We start from the raw sequence: 20,731 nt of genomic DNA on the forward strand, positions 1-20,731 counted from the left end.
ATGTCCTGAATAAAAAACAGTTTTGCGGAAAAATAGCAGAATGGCGGGATACAGCAGAATAAAACACCTGTCAGAACAGGTGTCTTATCAGAAAATCGGACAACACACTCTTACGCATTACCACGTAAAAAATACGATACATCCTCTTCGACACTTTCCATCGCCAGTAATGCATCCAGCGTATCGCGGGCTTCCTGTTCGTCGATAATGCTCATGGCAAAACCGACATGAACCAGCACCCATTTCCCCAGCATGTCTGATGGCTCACCTTCACAAACCAGCGCGATGTTCACATCCCGTCTGACACCACATACTTCCACCTGCGCATTGTCTGTTACAGAGTCGCCCACGGCAACGATTTGCCCGGGAATACCTAAACACATAACCGGCTCCTGATTGCTATGTCCTTACCGGACTACTGAATTTCGATTTGTCTGACCTGCATGGCATCACTGCTGTCCACCTGCAGATTATGGCTGCCGCAGTGCGGACACCCGGTATTAAACCCGGCCACACTGACCGGTTTCTGGCAATCCCGGCACCAGGCCTGCGCCGGGACGGTAGTGACATGCAGTTCAGCGCCTTCCGCCAGTGAATCACGGCAGACGATATCAAAGCAGAAATGCAGGGCATCCTCTTCGATACAGGATACCGCACTCAGTTCCAGCCAGACTGCGGTAACGCGCTGCGCCCCGCTCTGTTTTGCCTGCTGCTCGATAATATCAAGCGCATTCTGGCACAGCGTCACCTCATGCATCCGCCAGCCCTCAGGACATCAGGTTGGCCGGCATTTCAAATGCGGCACGGCGGCGGCGTTCTTTGACAATCTCATCCATCTTATTACGGTCAACCACCATTAATGCATGAGTCGGGCACACCTCCACACAGGCAGGCCCGCCCGCGCGGGTATGGCATAAGTCACATTTGTGGGCTTCCGCACGGTACTGCGGAATGGTGTTCAGCGCGGTGGTCTGTTGGGCAACAGGACGGCTGATCACTTCCATGGTGCCGTAAGGACAGGCAATCACACAGGTTTTGCAGCCGATACATTTTGCCTGATCGACATACACAAAATCATCTTTACGACTGATAGCGCCGTTCGGACAGACATTGGCACACGGTGCGTCTTCACACTGACGGCAGACAACCGCCGTACTGATGGTGTACCCTTTCATCACATGAATACGGGGAAAGAATTCATCTTTCACCACAGTTTCAATACCGGTTTCCTGCTCTTGATGCGAAACAACACAAGCGACTTCACATGTGTGACAGCCAATGCACTTCTTTGGGTCTGCAATGATGAAACGGTTCATCATACTCTCCTGAATGATACGCGGCGACTTCACATCCGGCATTCCGGTGCAGCCGCCCTCTGGTTAGAATAATCAGGAAATAAGCATGCATCGTGCCAGTCTGACATTTTTTTTAATTTCAGTGAAATCAGCGTATTAATAAATAATGCTGCCGCGCTGTGTGTCATAGTGAGAATATTCGTCACCCAGTTCGACATTTTTGACGATAATTTTTATCATCCGTCTGCGTCATAATATAGTAGGTTTTCATCCCGCCGAAAAATAGGGGATTGGATCAAACTTAAATCAGACAGCGATATTCTTTTCTTACAGAGTCATTACAATAATGGGTATTACCTCTCTGAAACTTATTTATACCTATAACTATTCAGAGAAGAATTAATTTTAAGAGCAATCGTCCGGATCAGGAATGAGAAAGACGAAGACGAGCGGAGATGTTGTGGACAACACTGACAAGACCGAACACATACGCCATGAACGTGACCAGTACCGGATATTGGTCGATATCACCAACTCAGTGCTTTCTCATCTGGAGATGGACGGCCTGGTTGCGGAGGTCTCCCGCGAGATCCACCGGTTTTTCGGGCTGAGCCAGATAAGCATTGCGTTGTGTGATAATTACAGTTCTGCTGTATATCTTTGTTATTCCAGCTATTACCAGCCCCGCAAACCCGCAGAAAAGACATTATATCATCTGGATGAACTGCATCCTGATCTGGCGCAGGTTCTGGACAGTAACCAGCCGATGCGCCTGACACTCGACAGTGCCACAGAGGATCCGCTGTATCAGCATGTCTGTGCGCAGGGCATGACAGAAACCCTGCTGCTGCCGCTGGCATTTAACCATAAGCCACTGGGCGTTCTGGTGTTATCCCATGAAAATAATCATATTTTTACTGATGATAACTGTAATTTGCTCAAGCAGATAGCCGCCCGGTTTGCCATTGCGGTGGATAACGCAGCGGCCTATGAAGAGATCACCCGGCTGAAAGACAGCCTCAAGCATGAAAACCTGTGGCTGAATGAACAGATTCACAATAACGAGAGCTTCAGTGAAATCATTTACCAGAGTGATGCCATGCGCAACATTCTGGAGCAGGTGGATCTGGTTGCCGCCAGCGACAGTACTGTACTGATCCTCGGCGAAACCGGTACCGGGAAAGAGCTTATCGCCCGCGCTATTCACCGCCTGAGTGACCGCCATCACCGCAGCATGATCAAAATGAACTGTGCGGCGATCCCGTCCGGGCTGCTGGAAAGCGACCTGTTCGGTCATGACAAAGGCGCTTTCACCGGTGCGACCACCACCCATATCGGCCGTTTTGAAATGGCGGATAAAAGCACTCTGTTCCTCGATGAGATCGGCGATATGCCGCTGGATCTCCAGCCAAAACTGCTGCGGGTATTACAGGAGCGGGAAATTGAGCGCATCGGCGGTAATAAGGTGATTCCGGTGGATGTGCGGCTGATTGCCGCCACCAACCGCAACCTGAAATCCATGACCGATGACCGTGAGTTCCGCGAAGATCTCTACTACCGGCTGAATGTATTCCCTATCTGGATCCCGCCGCTGCGCGAGCGCCCGGAAGATATTCCGCTGCTGGCGACCTACTTCACACAGAAGATTGCCCGCCGGATGAACCGCAATATCGACTGTATCCCGCGTGATGCGCTGGAGCAACTGAGCCGTTACCCGTGGCCGGGTAATGTGCGCGAACTGGAAAACGTCATTGAACGGGCAGTGATCCTGACGCGCGGAAATACCCTGAATATTCAGTTGCATGAACTGAATATCCCAAAGCATTCACGCCTGAAAACGGCGCTGGAGACCCCGAGCTCACTGGAAAAACGGATGCAGACTGCCGCACCGGAGAATGATGACGAAGAGCGTGACCGGATTATTGCTGCCCTGAAAGCCACCAACGGCGTTGTTGCCGGTGCCCGGGGTGCGGCAACCCGTCTGGGGCTGAAACGGACAACATTATTATCCCGTATGCAGCGGTTAGGTATTTCTGTGCAGGATATATTCGAAGAAGATAATCACTGAATTGATATTTAAATCACCGCCGCTGAAATAAGAATGTCTCGCAAATAAAAATATATCGCAAAAATAGTGATCGTAATATGTTCATCTATTTCTCAGGCAATACTATGTGATCAAAATTCAGAAACTGAATACGACTGACATCATCATTAAACAAAAAATGAAAATATAAAAAAACCGGCGGTCATTTCTGAGCGCCGGTTTTTTATCATATTAAGACTAACGGATTAACACCCTTCCGCCGCTTCACGCAGACGGCGCTTAATACCGGTATATTCCTGAACAACATAATGCTCAGCCTGTTTTTGATCCGCAATCGGTTCGACGCGGACAGCACAGTATTTATATTCCGGTGTTTTGGTAATCGGGCTGAGGTTTTCCGCCACCAGCTCGTTACACGCACCAATCCACCACTGATAAGTCATGTAAACCGCCCCTTTGTTAGGACGCTCACTGACATTCGCACGGGTGATAACTTTCCCCTGACGGGATGCCACCCAGACCAGCTCCTGATCTTTAATCCCCAGTGCAGCAGCATCTGCGGTATTGATCTGGATATAGCCCGGCTCATCCGCCAGTGCCGCCAGTGCTTTACAGTTACCGGTCATGGAGCGGCAGGAGTAGTGCCCCACTTCACGGACGGTTGCCAGCACCATCGGATAGTCATCACTGACCTGATCAATCGGCGCACGCCATTCACAGGTATAGAACTGACCTTTGCCGTTCGGGGTATCAAAGATACCGCCGTCGTACAGGTATTCTGTCCCCTGATCACTGTCCGCCACATCGCGGCACGGCCACTGGATATAAGCCAAATCCGCCATTTTCTCGTAGGTCGCACCATAGTAGATAGGGCAGAGTTCACGTAACTCATCCCAGATCTCTTTGGTGTTGTTGTAATGCATCGGATAACCCATCGCCGTGGACATCAGACTGATAATTTCCCAGTCCGGTTTCACATCACCGACCGGCTCAACCGCTTTATAGAAGCGCTGGAACCCGCGATCTGCTGCGGTATACACCCCTTCATGTTCCCCCCAGGAAGTGGCAGGGAAAATCACGTCAGCAATCGACGCGGTTTTGGTCATGAAGATATCCTGGACAATCAGCAGATCCAGTTTATCGAAGGTGCGGCGGATAGTCGCCAGATCCGGTTCAGTCTGAAGCGGATCCTCACCCATCACGTAGTGCGCCTTCAGCACGCCTTCATCGATAAAGTGCGGAACCTCACTCAGCGGAATACCGTTTTCGGCAGGCATTTTTTCGATGCCCCAGAATTTGGCGAATTTCTCCAGTGCGGCTTTGTCTTCCACATACTGATAGCCCGGCAGTGTGTTCGGCAGTGCGCCCATATCGCAGGCACCCTGAACGTTGTTCTGACCACGGACCGGACCGACACCGACATGCGGTTTACCCAGGTTACCGGTCAGTAACGCCAGACTGGTCAGTGCGCGGACAGTTTCCACCCCCTGATAGAACTGCGTCACACCCATACCCCACAGAATGACCGCATTTTCTGCTTTCGCATACATACGGGCCGTTTTGCGGATATCATCGGCTTTCAGACCGGTGGTCGCTTCCACAGACTCTGGTGTATAAGGCTCAACCAGCTTACGGTATTCCTCAAACTGCTCGGTATGGCCATCAATAAAGGCTTTATCGTGCAGATTTTCTTCAATAATCACATGCGCCAACGCATTGATAAGCGCGATGTTTGAACCATTTTTCAGTGCTAAATGAATGTCAGCAAGACGTGCTGATTCAATATAGCGCGGGTCACAGACAATAATCTGTGCACCTTTCTCTTTCGCCTTTACAATACGACGGGCGACGATAGGGTGTGAATCCGCGGCATTGTAACCGAAGATAAAAATACATTTGGTATCCTCAATCTCGACGATTGAGTTACTCATTGCGCCGTTACCGACCGAACGCTGCAGACCTGCAACCGAAGGGCCGTGTCAGACACGTGCGCAGCAGTCAATATTGTTACTGCCGACTGCTGCACGAACAAATTTTTGCATTACGAAGTTGGCTTCGTTACCCGGACCACGGGATGACCCCGTTGTCATAATCGCTTTCGGGCCGTACTTCTCTTTGATAGCCAACAGGCGGGAACTGGCAAACTCAATCGCCTCTTCCCAGGAGACCGGTTCCAGTTTGCCACCACGCTGACGGCGGATCATGGGGGTCTTTAAGCGGGGGGTTAAAATCTTGGTGTCATGAATGAAGTCCCAGCCATAATACCCTTTCAGGCAGAGCTCTCCTTCATTGGTGTGACCATTCGCGCCCTCAGCGCCAATGATCTTCCCGTTCTCCACCTTCAGGTTAATTTTACAGCCTGAGGCGCAATACGGGCAGACGGTGATGACTTTTTCCATCAACATTGCTCCTATATCTTCTTTTAGCGGATAAATACCGCCTTATCACCATCAGTCATGCAGGGTTTATGCCAATTTTAAACTTGTAATGAAATCCCTTTAACTTACTGAATATAATTTGTTTTCATTTTTTTGTTATCACCATGACTGGTAATGGCAGCGGCGGGATCGTCAAAAATGTCGAACGGTTCTGCCCGGTGTCAGACAACGACACGGGCGCGGCCACGTCCCTTCAGCACAATTTTATAATTGCATGATGAATTATAACTGTGTTAAAGAAGTACACTATGATGGTGATCAATCCTCCGTACCGCCGGTTTTTTCCCGTATTTCATAACAGTTTACGAATAATTTCCCGCTGACTGTTGATATCGGTTCCCCGGCACTGTTTTACAATGTTCATAACACAATGGCTGTAACAATGACTTAATTTTTCACGGCTCTTCCTCCCTGATACTGCGCGTGGCTCCGTGTATTATCAAAATAATAAAAGCGAGATAAAAACCTGATATGAAAATGAATGATATTTTAATCGCCCTGCTGGTCGCCGTGATCTGGGGGGTGAACTTCGTGGTGATCAAAGTGGGCGTCACCGGCATTCCGCCGCTGTTTCTCGGGGCACTGCGTTTTCTGTTTGTGGCGCTGCCCGCCGTCTTCTTTATTCCGCGCCCGAAAATCGCCCTGAATCGTCTGGTTATCTACGGCCTGACTATCTGCTTCGGCCAGTTTGCCTTTCTGTTCAGTGCGGTCAAAGCCGGGATGCCGGCCGGGATCGCCTCGGTGGTATTACAGTCCCAGGTTTTCTTCACCATTATCCTCGGCGGCCTTATCCTGAAAGAGTCGCTGAAAATCAGCCAGGTGATCGGCATTATTGTCGCCGTTGTCGGGTTAACCGTGCTGGCGAAAGGCGGGGACAGCGGCAGTCTGACCGATATTCCGCTGATGGCGCTGATGATGACGCTGGCCGGTGGCTTCTCCTGGGCCTGCGGTAATATCTGTAACCGTATTATTATGAAAGAGACACCGGACTGTAACGGGATGTCGCTGGTCGCCTGGAGTGCGCTGGTACCGATTATTCCGTTTATCCTGATGTCATTGTGGATGGAAGGTGCGGACGCGATTGTCAGCAGTATTTCGCACATCAGCCTGCTGAGCGTGGGGGCGATTATGTATCTCGCGTATCTTTCCACCTTTGTGGGATATACCCTGTGGAGCCGTCTGCTGGGCCGCTACGAAACCTGGCGTGTCACGCCATTTGCCCTGCTGGTGCCGTTTGCCGGTATTGCCAGCAGCGCGCTGCTGCTGGGAGAAACCATCACCATGATGCAGTTCGCCGGTCTCGGTTTTATTATGGCGGGTCTGATTCTGACAGTATTCGGCAAACGTCTGGTGACACTGCTGACACGCAGAAAAACTGCCTGAAAAGAATAACTATCAGTCAGCCCTGGTGTTCACGGGCTGACTCGCGGGTCACATTAAGGCCTGTTCAGTTTGTCACCGACAATACGCTGTAATAGCTGTTCAGGATTAAACAGTAATTCCTTCGGATCGGCGTAATCACTCTCTCCTCTCGGATCATTCTTCGGCGTCTGTGTATAAAGTGGTGTTCTGTCTGTATATCCCGGCACCGGCGGTGCTTCGGATTCGCAGCCATCCGAAATCCCTTCCCACAAATTAATGTTTGCTTTCTCTGCCTCACTGAGTGGTGAATGTTTGTTCACGGTGGCATAAACAGATTCCCCGGTTGACGTATCTTTTAATTCAGATGTTCCCTGTGGCGCTGCATCAAAACTGATTTGCGCATAATCACTTCCGTCATCATCCGCGGGGATCGGTGGCAGAGGACGCGAAGACATATCCATCACTATTTTTCTGTCCTGTTTATCACTGCCCTGCTGTCCGCTGAGATGCGAACCGAATGATGATAACATGCCGGAAACGGCGGATTTAACGGCATTCCACGCATTTAATAAAACGGATTTAATCCCGGATGAACTGACATACGACGATGAACTATTACCATCGTCAATATTATTATTCAGGTTCAGAATCGCCTGACGTCCCTGTATTTCCTGTGTTGGTCCCATAATAATTCCCTCTGTGGTCAGTGAAGATCCGACAGGTAATCTGCGGATTTCAGAATATAGTCAAATAACGCAATGACATGGCTGTCTTCCGTTCCCTGAAGTGACAGACGGCTCCAGATCACCCACTCATTTTTGTCATTCAGGGAAATCACCGGCTGCCCGGAAAGCTGCGTTAACGTATTCAGCTTCAGGACATTTCTCATTAATTCATTATTTTGCGTAATGTGTGGTAATTCCCCGATATTCGCTGACAGATACCAGTCTGCCTCATCAATCACAGCCAGAGATAATGAATAACGGCTGTCGATTGTTAACGTAAATGTATGCTGATCTGTAGCAGGCTGTGGCGCGTCCAGACCGATATGACGCAGCAGCATCATTGCTGTGCGGTGAAAAGAGGATAAATCCGGCATCTCTGTTTCCCTGATTAGTGAAATGATGACCTTATCATGACAAATAATACGGATATTACTTTCATATCTGATTCATATTGAAACAAAATATCAGACCGTAGGTATAATCAGCGAAAATACAAGCATAATATTCATTTTATTAAAGAAATAAATTACCATTAAAATAAAATAATTTCTTTTACATATAAAAGGAAATAAAACATGAATTTAATCAGCTTCGTATCGAAACAACAAAAAATAACATCCGAAGAAAAACATCTGAACAGAATGTCAAAGCTTCCCTTTATGAATACCTTACTGGAAAGAGTGTCACATATAAAAAACACAGACATCGAGTTTGAAGGGAAATACATCAAAATCACTACTGATATAGGAAAATTATGCACAGATTTATTATTCTACCAGTACAAAATAGAATTAAATAGCCTGAAAGAAGGAAATAACTCAATAAAGGAAACAGGAAAAAACACCCGGGATGAATTAAATAAAATAGTAGAAAAATGGTATTCTGAAGAAAGAATAACAACACCTGCAGCTATTATTTTCCGGGAAATTGATAAGATATGTGCAGAGAAAAAAATAACATTATCCGGTACAGAAAAAGAAGAAATACTGGATATCGTAAATAAAAACCATATCAATATAAAAGAGTTAGAAAAGAAAGCATCTGTCAGCTCAATGCTCAGCCCTTTAAAATCAGACAAAGATTTGGAAAGAAAAATAAACGTGCCGGAAATAAAGAAAAATCTGATTGCGGATATGAAGAAAGAAGTACCTGAACAATTCAGAACGCTGGTCGATACGTTTCACAAAAATGATGCTGCACCACAAAAAGAGGAATTACTGACACCTGTGGAAAGTCTCATTTTTAATGACATCCCGTTAGTCAGGGAAATAGCCGGTAAAATGGCATCAGATATATATGGTGGTCTGATTGAAAAAATTTACAATATATTATTTCGCAATACAGAAACAGAAAAGCATCTGGACTTTGACGCAATAAAGGCGGATGCAAGAACGCAAGCTGAAAATATCATAAAAGATAAAAAAATACCGCAAAGAAAGGAAATAAGTGTTGAGGATACTGTCCGCCAAAAATTTGAATCCAAAGTAAATATAACAACGCCATCCCGGGAAAAAGATCTTGAAGCTCTCTTTGATATACTGAATGAAAACCAGACAAAAAGTAACATTCTCGGGCAGCGTGCCACACTTAGTCACAGCGTACTATCCACCTCTTCAAATAAGATACAAAATCAGGGTATTGATAGTATTATGGATATCCTCAGCGGTCCCGCATTTACAAACAGAACTGATGATCAACGGGCATATTTAGGAAATAAAAAAGCCTAAATATCCGCAATAAATCTTTTCAGAGGGGCTATTCCGGCAATATCCCCTCTGAATATCAGGGTTTACTCCACACACTTATCATCTCCCTGAAACTACAATCACGCTACATTCTGCTAACAGTGATTAACCTAACAATAATGAAATAAATCCATCTTATCCGCAGGTTACTGCTGGGAACTAAGTCAAATAAGTGTTATTCCTCTTCCGTACAATTGGATAATAACAAACTGAAACTACTTTCTCTTTACTCATTCGGACAGGTGAAATCTATGAAAGCGTTCAAACAACTTGCCGGCGTACTGCTCGCAATTGTCGGTGCCTTTGCCCTCGGGTATATCGCACTGAACAGAGGCGAACAGATCAACGCGCTCTGGATAGTCGTTGCCGCCGTCTGTATTTATCTGGTGGCATACCGCTATTACGGGCTGTATATCGCTGAAAAAGTACTGAAAGTCGATGCAACCCGCATGACGCCCGCCTTTAAAAATAATGACGGGCTTGATTATGTACCGACAGACAAAAAAGTGCTGTTCGGCCACCACTTTGCGGCTATCGCCGGTGCGGGTCCGCTGGTCGGTCCGGTGCTCGCAGCGCAGATGGGCTATCTGCCGGGCATGCTCTGGCTGCTGGCTGGCGTGGTATTAGCTGGTGCGGTACAGGACTTTATGGTGCTGTTTGTCTCCACCCGCCGCAATGGCCGCTCCCTCGGGGAACTGGTCAAAGAGGAGATGGGGAATGTCGCCGGGGTGATCGCGCTGATCGCCTGTTTTATGATTATGGTGATTATCCTCGCCGTCCTCGCCATGATCGTGGTGAAAGCCCTGACCCACAGCCCGTGGGGAACCTACACCGTCGCCTTTACTATCCCGCTCGCGTTCTTTATGGGGATTTACACCCGCTACATCCGTCCGGGACGTGTCGGGGAAGTCTCTGTTATCGGTCTGATTTTCCTGGTGTTCGCCATTATCTCCGGCGGCTGGGTAGCGGAAAGCCCGACCTGGGCACCGTATTTTGATTATGACGGCGTACAGTTAACCTGGATGCTGGTCGGTTACGGCTTTGTCGCGGCGGTTCTGCCGGTCTGGTTACTGCTGGCGCCGCGTGATTATCTGTCTACCTTCCTGAAAATCGGGACAATCGTCGGTCTGGCGATCGGTATCCTGATTATGCGTCCGATGCTGGAAATGCCTGCGCTGACTAAATTTGTCGACGGCACCGGCCCGGTCTGGGCAGGGGATCTGTTCCCGTTCCTGTTTATCACCATTGCCTGTGGTGCGGTCTCCGGCTTCCACGCCCTGATTGCTTCCGGTACCACGCCGAAAATGCTGGCTAACGAAAACCAGGCCTGCTTTATCGGTTACGGCGGCATGCTGATGGAATCGTTTGTGGCGATTATGGCACTGGTTGCCGCCTGTGTGATCGACCCGGGCGTGTACTTCGCCATGAACAGCCCGATGGCAATGCTGGCACCGGCCGGTACCACGGATGTGGTCGCCTCTGCCGCCAGTGTGGTCAGCAGCTGGGGCTTCCAGATAACCCCGGAAACCTTAACCAATATCGCCAATGAAGTCGGTGAACAGAGTATTATCTCCCGCGCAGGGGGCGCGCCGACACTCGCTGTCGGTATGGCCTATATTCTGCACGGAGCGCTCGGCGGCCTGATGGATGTCTCCTTCTGGTATCACTTCGCCATTCTGTTTGAAGCGCTGTTTATCCTGACTGCCGTGGATGCCGGTACGCGCTCCGCCCGCTTTATGTTACAGGACTTACTGGGTGTGATTTCCCCGGCACTGAAGCGGACAGATTCCCTGCCTGCCAACCTGGTCGCCACCGCACTGTGTGTGCTGGCGTGGGGTTACTTCCTGCATCAGGGCGTGGTCGATCCGCTCGGGGGCATTAACACCCTGTGGCCGCTGTTCGGTATCGCCAACCAGATGCTGGCCGGTATGGCACTGATGCTGTGCGCAGTGGTGCTGTTCAAGATGAAACGCCAGGCTTACGCCTGGGTGGCCCTGGTGCCGATGGCGTGGCTGTTAATCTGTACCATGACCGCAGGCTGGGAAAAAGTGTTCAGCGAAGATGCCCGTGTCGGCTTCCTGGCGGTAGCGAATAAGTTCCAGGCTATGATTGACAGCGGTAATATTCCGTCGCAGTACACTGCCTCGCAGTTGTCACAACTGGTGTTTAACAACCGTCTTGATGCCGGTCTGACACTGTTCTTTATGGTTGTCGTGGTGGTGCTGGCTGTCTTCTCACTGAAGACCGCGCTGAAAGCCCTGAAATCCGACAAACCGACGGACAACGAAACACCGTACGAGCCAATGCCGGAAAACTATCTTGATTTAGTGGCAAACAGCAAATCTGCCCACTAAAATCTGATATACTGGTGAAATAAGGAGTGGCAGACAAACTGCCGCTCCTCCGTACGCAACAGGTTCAGGGTCATAATTATGTTTGATACTCTCGCAAAAGCAGGACGTTATCTCGGTCAGACCGCCAAAATGATGATTGGTGTGCCGGATTACGATAACTATGTACAACACATGAAAAACACCCATCCTGATCAGACACCGATGACCTATGAAGAGTTTTTCCGCGATCGTCAGGATGCCCGTTACGGCAGCAAAGGCGGCCCGAAATGCTGCTGAGCCGAATAACGGCAATCATGTAAAAATACCGCACTAATTGCGGTATTTTTTATTTTAGCGGTAGTTTTTGCCTGTAATATCTGTCTTTTATACACGCTCTGTTTAACATCATAAAAATTAATAGCACAGAAATAAAACGCAAAATAATAGTAAAATATTATATAAAAACATTAACTGTTTTTACGCATATAATTTTATCAAATCAGTACAACTACCTGTAAAAAACACAGGTAATCAGCGGCACGTTACCAGTGAGAATAAAAAAGAAATAATTTTAATTAACTATCGATAAACCAGGAAAATTGAATATAATGACTTTTTATGATCGATTATTATGATAGGGAAATATATGGCAATTAAAATTATGATGGAAAACCCGAAAACAGGTGAAATTGTGACCGGTTTTTACGGTTATTCCTGGACCACCCTGCTGTTTGGCGCGTTTCCGAGCTTATTCCGCAAGGATTTTATGACCTTTATCGGGGTCTTTGTTGTCGCCTGTATTATCAGCTTTCTGACGATGGGAATCGGCGGCCTCTTTATTTCAATTGTCTGGTCGTTTATGTATAACAAATACTATACAACCAACCTGTTACGCAAAGGCTTCAAATTTGCCGGAACGCCGACAGAAAATGAAATGGCAGCCAGATCACTGAAACTGCGTCTGAATGAAGATAACTGCATCACCAAACAAGGCCCGATTGTCGGCTGAGTGGTAATAAAAAACGCCGTCATCTGCTATCAGTACGGCGTTATTTAATCATAACCGGATTATATCCGGCAAAAAAGACGACGACTCAGAATTCGTCCTCTTCCTCACCTTCAAATAATACAAATCCGTCCAACCCTTCCCGGGACGGCAGCGCGTCATAAACCTGCTGTACAGCACGGGTGACCTTCTCATTAACCGGCATATAAAACCCGACCAGATCCGGCTGAATACCCAGGAAAATCACCTCAGGGATATCTTCTTTCAGTTGATCAATAAGAAAGTTGAGCGGCAGATTATGCGTACTCATGATAAACATCTCTGCGATATCATCCGGGTCAATAATGCGGATCTCTCCGGGATTCAGGCCAATATCCGCCGCATCCACAATCAGCAGACGTTCCGGTTTCAGTGCCCGCACCTGGTGTGCCACATTCTCCGGTGCGCTGCCGCCGTTAACGGCGATCCAGCCGTCAACCGGATTCGCTTCCATCAGATCAAACAGCATTGGTCCTGCCGCATCATCCCCCATCATGCTGTTACCGACTGCCAGCATCACATTTTTTGCAGTCATTTCACTCATGGGCGGCGCTTCACTATCAGGTAAATTGCCGGTTCACGCTCAATCTCCCCCAGCAGGCGGATAAGCGTGGCACTCCATTCGCGGAAGTCCGGATTTTTATCCTTCGTCAGCGGATCTAATGCCAGTGCCAGCATATTGGTATGCGTGGAATCGATATTGATTTCACCGAAGGTGATAAGTCCCTGCAATTTGCGGCGCGCCTCCCCTTCGGGAAGCGCATTCACCCAGGACTGATAACCGCTGAGCGGGCAGATCAATTCCGTATTCAGACAATCAATCATGCCAACGTGGTGGCCGATTGCCAGTGAGTAGTACATCACCTGCTGAGCCTCTTCCGGCACATCATCGTCACTGTCGACAAACTTTTGTCTCAGCGACCAGAAGATCACTTTTCCGTCAGTGTCTGCATGATCGGGTGTCTGTTCAGGCATGAATGCCTCCTTGTTGTAATACGGTCACCAAGCGGTTCACGATTTCGCGCAAACGCGGATCCTGCTCTTCATCCATCCAGGTCTGCATTGTGCCTTTCACCTGTTCCGGTGTGGCATTTTCCAGCAGCGTCAGGAAGCGGTCACTGATTTCACGCCCCTGATAATAACCGGCCTGACGGCGCGCTTCGCGTTCAATCATCACACGGGTTGCCAGCGGAACGGACGGCAGCAGCAGTTCCACACGCTCATCATCCGCCTCAACATGATCCTGACCTTTCAGTTTCTGATTCAGCAGACCCAGCGCCACGGCAAAACCGTAGATAGTTGCTGCCGGTGTCGGCGGGCAACCGGGGATCCAGACATCGATCGGCACGATATGCTCACTGCCGCCCCAGACACAATACAGATCATGGAAGATACCGCCGCCGCAGCCGCAGGCGCCATAAGAGATACAGATTTTCGGATCCGGTGCGGATTCATACGCCCGCAGTGCCGGCATCCGCATCGCGCGGGTCACCGCACCGGTAAACAGCAGAATATCCGCGTGGCGCGGCGAGGCCACCACTTTGATCCCGAAACGCTCCGCATCAAAGACCGGGGTAATGGCGGAGAAGATCTCAATCTCACAGCCGTTACAGCCGCCGCAGTCCACACGGTAAACATAGGCTGAACGTTTGATATCTTTCAGCAGCGTGCTTTTCAGCTTCGCTACCTGTTCATCCATCTTCAGCGGTTCGCTGACATGATGGTTCACCGGGATTTCAGGCAAACTCATGATTTTTCTCCCTCAATATGCAGACGGAAGTTCTGACGGTCATTGTTCAGCAGGTTATTTTTCTGCTTACAGGACGGACAGGTTTCATACATCGGCCGCAAGGCTTCAATGCCGCTCTCTTCAACACCGGACGCCACCATCAGCGCCATGGCATATTCAACGGATTTTTTCGGTGCGAAGGCTTCCCCGCACTGGCGGCAGTGCTGTAAGCGGAATGTCCCTTTCATATAGAGATCCGCCTTGTTCATCACCGCCGTTTCAAACTCCTCGGTCAGATGGATAGCTCTGGTCGGGCAGACTTCCTCGCAACGCGCACAGTAAATGCAGCGGCCGAGGAATAACTGCCAGCGGCGTTCACCGCTTTCAAGATCTGTTTCCATCGTCAGGGCGTTTGCCGGACAGGCAGAAATACAGGCACCGCAGGCAATGCACTGTTCCGGCACATATTCCGGCTTGCCACGGAATCCGTGCGCCACTTCCAGTGGTTTGAACGGGTATTTGACCGTTGCTGTCCCCGCATTGCGGAGGGTCTTAAACAGTTTAAACATGGTATTCCCTCCGGCTTATTTCAGCGGTGAATGTTTGCGATCGATGCTGTACTGCTCGATCTCTTTGTATGCCACGGTTTTCGCTTTGCGTTTTTTCACATCCACCAGCGTCACGCGGTCAGTACAGGAGTAGCAAGGGTCAAGGCTGCCGATAATCAGCGGCGCATCGGACACGGTATTGCCCTGCAGCATGTAGCGCAGCACCGGCCAGTTAGCGTAAGTAGCCGCACGGCAGCGCCAGCGGAACAGTTTCTGGTTATCCCCCAGCATGCTCCAGTGGATATCTTCCCCGCGCGGTGCTTCGGTGTAACCCAGGGCAAATTTGTGCGGCTGATAGGTAAAGCCTTCAGTCAGAATCGGCCCTTCCGGCATGTTATCCAGCGCGTATTCGATCATGGCGAGTGAATCGAGGGTTTCTTTCACACGCACCATGACACGGGAGTAAACATCACAGCCATCCATGGTAAACAGGGTTTTCGGCAGGTTGCCGTAATCAGCAAACGGATGATCAAAACGCACATCACGCTTAAAGCCGCTGGCGCGGATCATCGGGCCGACCGGGCTGTAATCACGGGCCACTTTCGGGTCCAGACGACCGACGCCGACCGTGCGTTGTTCCATATTCGGCGTGCTCAGCAGCATATCCACCAGCTGAGTGACATCCGCACGCATCTCGCGGACCAGCTGAATGGTTTTCACCCGCTGCTCTTTGAGAAAGTCACGGCGCACACCGCCGATCAGGTTGGTTCCGTACGTTTTACGGGCACCGGTCAGCAATTCAGCCATGGTCATGGATTTTTCACGCACACGGAAGAATTGCATAAAGCCGGTATCAAAGCCGGTGAAGTGGCTGGCAAGACCGATGTTCAGCAGGTGACTATGCAGACGCTCCACTTCCAGCAGCACGCTGCGGATAGTGTGCGCACGCTGCGGCACATAAATCCCCAGCGCATTTTCCACCGATGTGGTGTACGCCACGCTGTGGGTAAAGCCGCAGATGCCGCACACACGGTCAGACAGGAAAGTGACTTCGTTATACCCCATACGGGTTTCCGCCAGTTTTTCCATACCACGGTGGACGTAGAACATCCGGTAGTCCGCATCGACAATCCGCTCCCCGTCAACAAACAGACGGAAGTGCCCCGGTTCATCCGACGTGATGTGCAACGGGCCGATTGGCACAACGCGCGCATCTTTTTTGCTGTCGTTGATAAACTCGTAAGTCTCGGTATCGGTGGTTGGTGCCGGGCGCTGACGGTAATCCATAGTATCTTTGCGCAGCGGATAGAGATCATCCGGCCAGTCATCCGGCAGCACCAGGCGGCGCTCATCCGGCAGACCCACCGGGCGCAGCCCGTACATATCACGGATCTCACGTTCGCCCCACACCGCCGCAGGCACGCGCGGTGTGACAGACGGGAATTCCTGGGTGACCGGGCTGACATACGCCTTCACAGTCACCCAGCATTTTTCACCCTCTTCCATAGAGAGTGCATAGTAAACCGCGAACTGCCCGTTCAGCGGACGCTCATCGTTACCCCACAGCACCGGCAGCCAGCCGCCGCAGCCGTAGTACAGAAACTCCACCACCTCCGGCAGCATCTCTGTTTTGATAGTGATGGTCAGCTGGTTGGCAGTCTGCCACTCCTCTTCCAGCACCGCATGGGGAAATTTCTCGCGGACCTGTGCCAGATAGCCCGCGCCTTTACGAACGCCCTGAAGGGTATCTGTATAATTCTGATAGCTCACGTTTTATTTCTCCTGCGATGATGTGGATGTTGTATCAACACCCCACGGCCAGCGGTAGTCCGGGGTGGTTAATTCTGTACCTGGTAATGCACTGTCCGTCAGGACAATAGTGGCGGCATTTTCGAGCAGACGGCTGACCGGCTGCGGAATGTGGGTGCCCATCACCAGCATCAGTACAATGAGGATGGCCATCGGCAATGTCGTCAGGATCCCTGCTTCGCCGCGTGACACGCAGTCAGGCTGTGCGCCGAACAGGGTTTTCGATACCATTCTAACCAACCCGCCGAGGACGATAGTGAGCAGGATCAAAAGCAGCAGCGTCAGCCAGAAATGATCCGCCGCCAGACCCGCAACCACCGTCATAAACTCACTGAGGAACACGTTGAACGGCGGCATACCGCCGAGTGCCAGCGCGCCGCCCGCAAAGACAACCGCCGTAAACGGCATGGTGCGCAGCATCCCTTTGACCACCGTGATATCACGGGTGCCGTACTTCAGTAACACGTTACCGGAACCGCAGAACAGCAGGGTTTTGCCCAGGCTGTGGTTCAGTGTGTGCAGCAGTGCAGCCAGCACACCCAGCGGACCGCCGATACCCAGCGCCACGGCAATCAGCCCCATGTTTTCCACACTGGAGTACGCCAGCAGACGTTTCATATCACGCTGAATAAGGATGAAGAACGCCGCCACCGCCACAGAGAGCAGCCCGAAGACCAGCAGCAGTGTCTGAGTGAATTCCCCGCCGATAGCGGAGGTGATAATGATGTAGTAACGGATGATGATCAGCAGTGCGCAGTTCAGCAGAACCGCAGACAACAGCGCGGAGACCGGGCTCGGCGCTTCACTGTGCGCATCCGGCAGCCAAGCGTGCATCGGGAACAGACCGGTTTTGGTCCCGAAACCAATCAGCACAAACACAAAGGCCAGGTGCATCAGGGTCGGATCCAGCAGCGCGGTATGTTTCAGCACTTCGGTCCAGAAGATAGCCAGTTCCGGATCCGGCATCACGCTCGCCGCATTCGCATACACGAGGATAGTGCCGAACAGACCAAACGCCACACCCACACTACAGATGATGATGTATTTCCACGCCGCTTCCAGGGAAGAGCGCTGTCCGTAGATACCCACCAGGAATGCGGAGCTGAGTGTGGTGGCTTCTACTGCCGCCCACATCAGGATCAGGTTGTTACTGGTGATCACCAGCAGCATGGTGAACAGGAACAGATGGAAGAAACCGTAATAGTTACAGAGTGTTGCCACACTCACTTCACCATCATTCACTTCGTGGTTCATGTAACCGATGGAATACAGACCGGTCAGGAAACCGACAATCCCGAGGATCGCGAGGAATAACCCGGCCAGGCTGTCCAGGTGGATCCAGCGGTTCGCCATCAGCAGGTCACCTTCCGCACTGATGGTGTACACCATCCACAGTGAGAAGACGAGCATCAGGGAGATACCGATGGTATGCACCAGGGTGACCACACCTTTCGCCCCGCCGCCCGCCAGGCGGCAGGCAAATGCCAGCAGTGAAATCACCAGCGGCGTTGCCATTAATAATGTTAACAACATGGTTTGACTCATCTCATCACCCCTTCAGCGCGGTCAGTTGATCCACGTTCAGTGTGTTGAGCGTGCGATAGATTTTACGTGCCAGCACCGCCATGATAATCACAGCGAAAATGGCGTCCGTCGCGATACCGATTTCCACCAGCTCCGGCGCTTTATACGCCAGCAGAGCCAGTGTCAGGTGCGATCCGTTTTCCATCAGGCAGTAACCGAATGCCTGTTTCAGGATGTTGCGCTGTGTCACGATGCAGAGTAAGCCCAGCATAAAGTGACCCAGAGAAACTGCCAGCGCCGGTTTCAGATCCGCCACCATCGGCAGTTTCACCGGTTCGACCACAAACCAGCACAGCACCACAATCACCGCCGCGGCCAGCATCAGCCAGGCCGGACTTATCACGCCGCCGTTGGCGGTCGGGTCAGACAGTTTACGGAAGGCATAGCCCATAATCAGCGGCACCAGCACCACCTTGGTCGCGAAGGCGGTGATCGCCCACATGCCCAGCTGCGGTGCATCCAATGTCTGTGACAGCGTGGCGAAAATCGCCACCAGCACCAGCGACTGAAGTGCATAGAACCAGCAGGAAGCCACCGGGCGCTTTGCCCCGATGACCAGCAGCGAGGTGATCATCATCAGCCCCGCGAGATTGTTCACAATAATGGAACCAGTCATACTTTCTCTCCCTTAACCGAGCCAGATGACGGCGATAACACTTGAACAGAACGACATCACAATCAGCAGGCCGATAACCCACTGCATTGCTGCCGGAACCGGGGTTCCGTTTGCCACGTCTTCGCTCGGCTCGCCCGGCACAACTTTGCCGAACCAGTAGAGCAGCCAGGCAAAGCTGGCAACGGATTCGATCAGCACCAGCACCATGATTGGCGCGAAGATCCAGAACTGTTCAGATAACGCGAAACCGGCCGCGAAAATCGGGAATTTACTGAAGAAGCCGTTAAGCGGCGGCACACCGGCAATCGCCAGCGCAGCTACACAGAAACCGACACCCAGCAGCGGATAGCGTTTTGACAGACCACGCAGACGCGGCAGCATACGGGTTCCGCAGCTGTAGCTGAGCGCACCGGCCACCAGGAAGAACAGACTCTTGGCAAACGCGTGGTTAAAGATGTACGCGATACCGCCGTCAAAGGCTTCTTTGGATCCGAAGATGGACAGCGATAACGCGAGGAAGATATACGCCAGCTGGGTGATGGTTGACCAGGCCAGCAGACGTTTCATATCTTTCTGCGGCAGATACATCATAAAACCATACACCAGCGTGATAACGGCCATCACCACGCCGACCCAGCCGATAATTTCCGGCACATGGTCAGACGACATGATGCTGCGGGCAAAGATGTAAACCCCCACTTTCACCATAGACGCGGCGTGCAGATACGCACTCACCGGTGTCGGCGCTTCCATTGCGTCCGGCAGCCAGGCCTGTAACGGCAGCTGGGCTGATTTACCCCATGCCGCAAACAGGATCCCGCCGAAGACGATCAGGCTTTGTGCCTCATTCAGCTGGTTAATCGCGCTCAGGGCAAACGTACCGGTACTGATAAACAGGGTTGCCGCCGCCATAAACAGACCGAGGGAACCGACGTGTGTGATCAGCAGCGCTTTCATTGCGGAACGCTGGGCTTTTTCTGTCTGGTAATAACCAATCAGCGCCCATGAACAGCCACCGGTGATTTCAAAGAACAGTAACTGCCCCAGAATGGTGGATGACAGCACCACGCCCGCCATTGCGCCGATAAAAATCAGCAGGAAGGCATAATAGCGGCGGGTCGGCCCGTGGGCGTGCTCGCGGTTACCTTCCGTCAGGTAGCCGGTGGAGTACAGACAAATCAGGAAACCGAGGAATACCACCGCAAACGCAATCAGAGTGCTGACACCGTCAACGGTAAAGCCGAACAGGGCGATATTTCCGGCCTGAACCAGTTCCAGTGTGGTGGCGGTCTTACCGCCGTCGAGATACAGCCAGCCCAGTGCCGCCGTACCGAGAGAGGCCAGCAGCGCGACTAAGGTACTCAGCCACGGGGCCATGCGCGTCGGCAGGACACTGACCAGCAACGCCCCGGCAAACGGAATCAGCAGGGTCGCCAGTGCAATATTTTCTAACAT

At 51.0% G+C, this 20,731-nt stretch carries 20 protein-coding genes; 6 read left to right on the top strand and 14 right to left on the bottom strand.

What is annotated here, in order from left to right; all coding sequences use genetic code 11:
- Positions 1-110: 110 nt before the first annotated feature.
- Genes hybG through hydN form a run of 3 tightly spaced genes read right to left on the bottom strand, consistent with a single transcriptional unit; the run spans position 111 to position 1,316 of the window.
- Positions 111-383 carry a hydrogenase maturation factor HybG gene (gene hybG, locus ACF8OF_RS10895; protein ID WP_046893071.1) on the bottom strand — a complete coding sequence of 91 codons (273 nt, stop codon included), beginning with the start codon at positions 381-383 and terminating at the stop codon, positions 111-113.
- Between the two features lie 32 nt (positions 384-415).
- Positions 416-757, bottom strand: a complete 342-nt coding sequence (hypA, locus tag ACF8OF_RS10900) for a hydrogenase maturation nickel metallochaperone HypA (protein WP_045137921.1) — start codon at positions 755-757, stop codon at positions 416-418.
- A 10-nt stretch (positions 758-767) separates the two neighbouring features.
- Positions 768-1,316: an electron transport protein HydN gene (gene hydN / locus ACF8OF_RS10905; RefSeq protein ID WP_262861494.1), complete on the bottom strand. Its 549-nt coding sequence runs from the start codon at positions 1,314-1,316 to the stop codon at positions 768-770.
- 409 nt (positions 1,317-1,725) lie between these two features.
- On the opposite strand from hydN, the gene ACF8OF_RS10910 reads away from it, so the two are divergent.
- Positions 1,726-3,363 (top strand): sigma 54-interacting transcriptional regulator, encoded by a 1,638-nt coding sequence (locus ACF8OF_RS10910; RefSeq protein ID WP_276581267.1) that lies wholly within the window; start codon positions 1,726-1,728, stop codon positions 3,361-3,363.
- Positions 3,364-3,587: 224 nt separating this feature from the next.
- On the opposite strand, the gene fdhF is transcribed toward ACF8OF_RS10910, so the two are convergent.
- On the bottom strand, positions 3,588-5,741 hold the full coding sequence (gene fdhF / locus ACF8OF_RS10915) for a formate dehydrogenase subunit alpha (protein WP_279798328.1): 2,154 nt from the start codon (positions 5,739-5,741) through the stop codon (positions 3,588-3,590).
- A gap of 510 nt (positions 5,742-6,251) precedes the next feature.
- On the opposite strand from fdhF, the gene ACF8OF_RS10920 reads away from it, so the two are divergent.
- Positions 6,252-7,163 carry an EamA family transporter gene (locus ACF8OF_RS10920; RefSeq protein ID WP_392496598.1) on the top strand — a complete coding sequence of 304 codons (912 nt, stop codon included), beginning with the start codon at positions 6,252-6,254 and terminating at the stop codon, positions 7,161-7,163.
- 53 nt (positions 7,164-7,216) lie between these two features.
- Here ACF8OF_RS10920 and ACF8OF_RS10925 read toward each other — a convergent pair whose 3' ends face one another.
- Both ACF8OF_RS10925 and ACF8OF_RS10930 read right to left on the bottom strand, forming a co-directional pair.
- On the bottom strand, positions 7,217-7,828 hold the full coding sequence (locus ACF8OF_RS10925; protein ID WP_279798325.1) for a hypothetical protein: 612 nt from the start codon (positions 7,826-7,828) through the stop codon (positions 7,217-7,219).
- A gap of 17 nt (positions 7,829-7,845) precedes the next feature.
- Positions 7,846-8,241 (bottom strand): type III secretion system chaperone, encoded by a 396-nt coding sequence (locus ACF8OF_RS10930; RefSeq protein WP_392496599.1) that lies wholly within the window; start codon positions 8,239-8,241, stop codon positions 7,846-7,848.
- Positions 8,242-8,442: 201 nt separating this feature from the next.
- Between ACF8OF_RS10930 and ACF8OF_RS10935 the strand changes: the two genes are divergently transcribed.
- The 4 genes from ACF8OF_RS10935 to ACF8OF_RS10950 all read left to right on the top strand — a co-directional run bounded on the left by ACF8OF_RS10935 (position 8,443) and on the right by ACF8OF_RS10950 (position 12,954).
- The gene (locus tag ACF8OF_RS10935) at positions 8,443-9,594 is read left to right on the top strand and encodes a hypothetical protein (protein WP_392496601.1); all 1,152 of its coding nucleotides are present in this window, start codon (positions 8,443-8,445) and stop codon (positions 9,592-9,594) included.
- A gap of 269 nt (positions 9,595-9,863) precedes the next feature.
- Positions 9,864-11,966, top strand: a complete 2,103-nt coding sequence (gene cstA / locus ACF8OF_RS10940; RefSeq protein WP_262864540.1) for a pyruvate/proton symporter CstA — start codon at positions 9,864-9,866, stop codon at positions 11,964-11,966.
- Between the two features lie 78 nt (positions 11,967-12,044).
- On the top strand, positions 12,045-12,242 hold the full coding sequence (locus ACF8OF_RS10945; RefSeq protein WP_004235011.1) for a YbdD/YjiX family protein: 198 nt from the start codon (positions 12,045-12,047) through the stop codon (positions 12,240-12,242).
- A 349-nt stretch (positions 12,243-12,591) separates the two neighbouring features.
- The gene (locus ACF8OF_RS10950; RefSeq protein WP_262862451.1) at positions 12,592-12,954 is read left to right on the top strand and encodes a hypothetical protein; all 363 of its coding nucleotides are present in this window, start codon (positions 12,592-12,594) and stop codon (positions 12,952-12,954) included.
- A gap of 85 nt (positions 12,955-13,039) precedes the next feature.
- On the opposite strand, the gene hycI is transcribed toward ACF8OF_RS10950, so the two are convergent.
- Genes hycI through ACF8OF_RS10990 form a run of 8 tightly spaced genes read right to left on the bottom strand, consistent with a single transcriptional unit; the run spans position 13,040 to position 20,731 of the window.
- A complete protein-coding gene (gene hycI, locus ACF8OF_RS10955; RefSeq protein ID WP_392496602.1) occupies positions 13,040-13,534 on the bottom strand; it encodes a hydrogenase maturation peptidase HycI in 495 nt (164 codons plus the stop codon).
- A complete protein-coding gene (locus tag ACF8OF_RS10960) occupies positions 13,531-13,965 on the bottom strand; it encodes a formate hydrogenlyase maturation HycH family protein (protein ID WP_046893081.1) in 435 nt (144 codons plus the stop codon). Before ACF8OF_RS10960 ends, hycI begins: the two co-directional genes overlap by 4 nt.
- Entirely contained in the window at positions 13,958-14,740 is a 783-nt protein-coding gene (locus tag ACF8OF_RS10965) for an NADH-quinone oxidoreductase subunit B family protein (protein ID WP_046893082.1), read from the bottom strand. Before ACF8OF_RS10965 ends, ACF8OF_RS10960 begins: the two co-directional genes overlap by 8 nt.
- Complete coding sequence (gene hyfH, locus ACF8OF_RS10970; RefSeq protein WP_025151931.1) at positions 14,737-15,288, bottom strand: hydrogenase 4 subunit H; 552 nt, start codon at positions 15,286-15,288, stop codon at positions 14,737-14,739. Before hyfH ends, ACF8OF_RS10965 begins: the two co-directional genes overlap by 4 nt.
- Positions 15,289-15,303: 15 nt before the next feature.
- A complete protein-coding gene (locus tag ACF8OF_RS10975; RefSeq protein WP_025151932.1) occupies positions 15,304-17,037 on the bottom strand; it encodes an NADH-quinone oxidoreductase subunit C in 1,734 nt (577 codons plus the stop codon).
- Positions 17,038-17,040: 3 nt separating this feature from the next.
- Positions 17,041-18,621, bottom strand: coding sequence for a hydrogenase 4 subunit F (locus tag ACF8OF_RS10980; protein WP_024474458.1), 1,581 nt, complete (start codon positions 18,619-18,621; stop codon positions 17,041-17,043).
- A gap of 4 nt (positions 18,622-18,625) precedes the next feature.
- Entirely contained in the window at positions 18,626-19,276 is a 651-nt protein-coding gene (gene hyfE, locus ACF8OF_RS10985) for a hydrogenase 4 membrane subunit (protein WP_004235001.1), read from the bottom strand.
- A gap of 12 nt (positions 19,277-19,288) precedes the next feature.
- The gene (locus ACF8OF_RS10990; RefSeq protein ID WP_004235000.1) at positions 19,289-20,731 is read right to left on the bottom strand and encodes a hydrogenase 4 subunit D; all 1,443 of its coding nucleotides are present in this window, start codon (positions 20,729-20,731) and stop codon (positions 19,289-19,291) included.

Origin of the sequence: Morganella sp. TYF_1 (genome assembly GCF_043105645.1) — a bacterium.
Classification (GTDB): domain Bacteria; phylum Pseudomonadota; class Gammaproteobacteria; order Enterobacterales; family Enterobacteriaceae; genus Morganella; species Morganella morganii_B.

Excerpts from the sequence above, each read along its gene's own strand:
- hyfH (WP_025151931.1), bottom strand. The coding sequence starts at position 15,288 with ATGTTTAAACTGTTTAAGACCCTCCGCAATGCGGGGACAGCAACGGTC.
- cstA (WP_262864540.1), top strand. The coding sequence starts at position 9,864 with ATGAAAGCGTTCAAACAACTTGCCGGCGTACTGCTCGCAATTGTCGGT.
- hycI (WP_392496602.1), bottom strand. The coding sequence starts at position 13,534 with ATGAGTGAAATGACTGCAAAAAATGTGATGCTGGCAGTCGGTAACAGC.
- ACF8OF_RS10965 (WP_046893082.1), bottom strand. The coding sequence starts at position 14,740 with ATGAGTTTGCCTGAAATCCCGGTGAACCATCATGTCAGCGAACCGCTG.
- hybG (WP_046893071.1), bottom strand. The coding sequence starts at position 383 with ATGTGTTTAGGTATTCCCGGGCAAATCGTTGCCGTGGGCGACTCTGTA.
- hypA (WP_045137921.1), bottom strand. The coding sequence starts at position 757 with ATGCATGAGGTGACGCTGTGCCAGAATGCGCTTGATATTATCGAGCAG.
- ACF8OF_RS10920 (WP_392496598.1), top strand. The coding sequence starts at position 6,252 with ATGAAAATGAATGATATTTTAATCGCCCTGCTGGTCGCCGTGATCTGG.
- ACF8OF_RS10935 (WP_392496601.1), top strand. The coding sequence starts at position 8,443 with ATGAATTTAATCAGCTTCGTATCGAAACAACAAAAAATAACATCCGAA.
- ACF8OF_RS10960 (WP_046893081.1), bottom strand. The coding sequence starts at position 13,965 with ATGCCTGAACAGACACCCGATCATGCAGACACTGACGGAAAAGTGATC.
- ACF8OF_RS10925 (WP_279798325.1), bottom strand. The coding sequence starts at position 7,828 with ATGGGACCAACACAGGAAATACAGGGACGTCAGGCGATTCTGAACCTG.
- ACF8OF_RS10945 (WP_004235011.1), top strand. The coding sequence starts at position 12,045 with ATGTTTGATACTCTCGCAAAAGCAGGACGTTATCTCGGTCAGACCGCC.
- hydN (WP_262861494.1), bottom strand. The coding sequence starts at position 1,316 with ATGAACCGTTTCATCATTGCAGACCCAAAGAAGTGCATTGGCTGTCAC.
- ACF8OF_RS10980 (WP_024474458.1), bottom strand. The coding sequence starts at position 18,621 with ATGAGTCAAACCATGTTGTTAACATTATTAATGGCAACGCCGCTGGTG.
- ACF8OF_RS10910 (WP_276581267.1), top strand. The coding sequence starts at position 1,726 with ATGAGAAAGACGAAGACGAGCGGAGATGTTGTGGACAACACTGACAAG.
- hyfE (WP_004235001.1), bottom strand. The coding sequence starts at position 19,276 with ATGACTGGTTCCATTATTGTGAACAATCTCGCGGGGCTGATGATGATC.
- ACF8OF_RS10990 (WP_004235000.1), bottom strand. The coding sequence starts at position 20,731 with ATGTTAGAAAATATTGCACTGGCGACCCTGCTGATTCCGTTTGCCGGG.
- ACF8OF_RS10930 (WP_392496599.1), bottom strand. The coding sequence starts at position 8,241 with ATGCCGGATTTATCCTCTTTTCACCGCACAGCAATGATGCTGCTGCGT.
- ACF8OF_RS10950 (WP_262862451.1), top strand. The coding sequence starts at position 12,592 with ATGGCAATTAAAATTATGATGGAAAACCCGAAAACAGGTGAAATTGTG.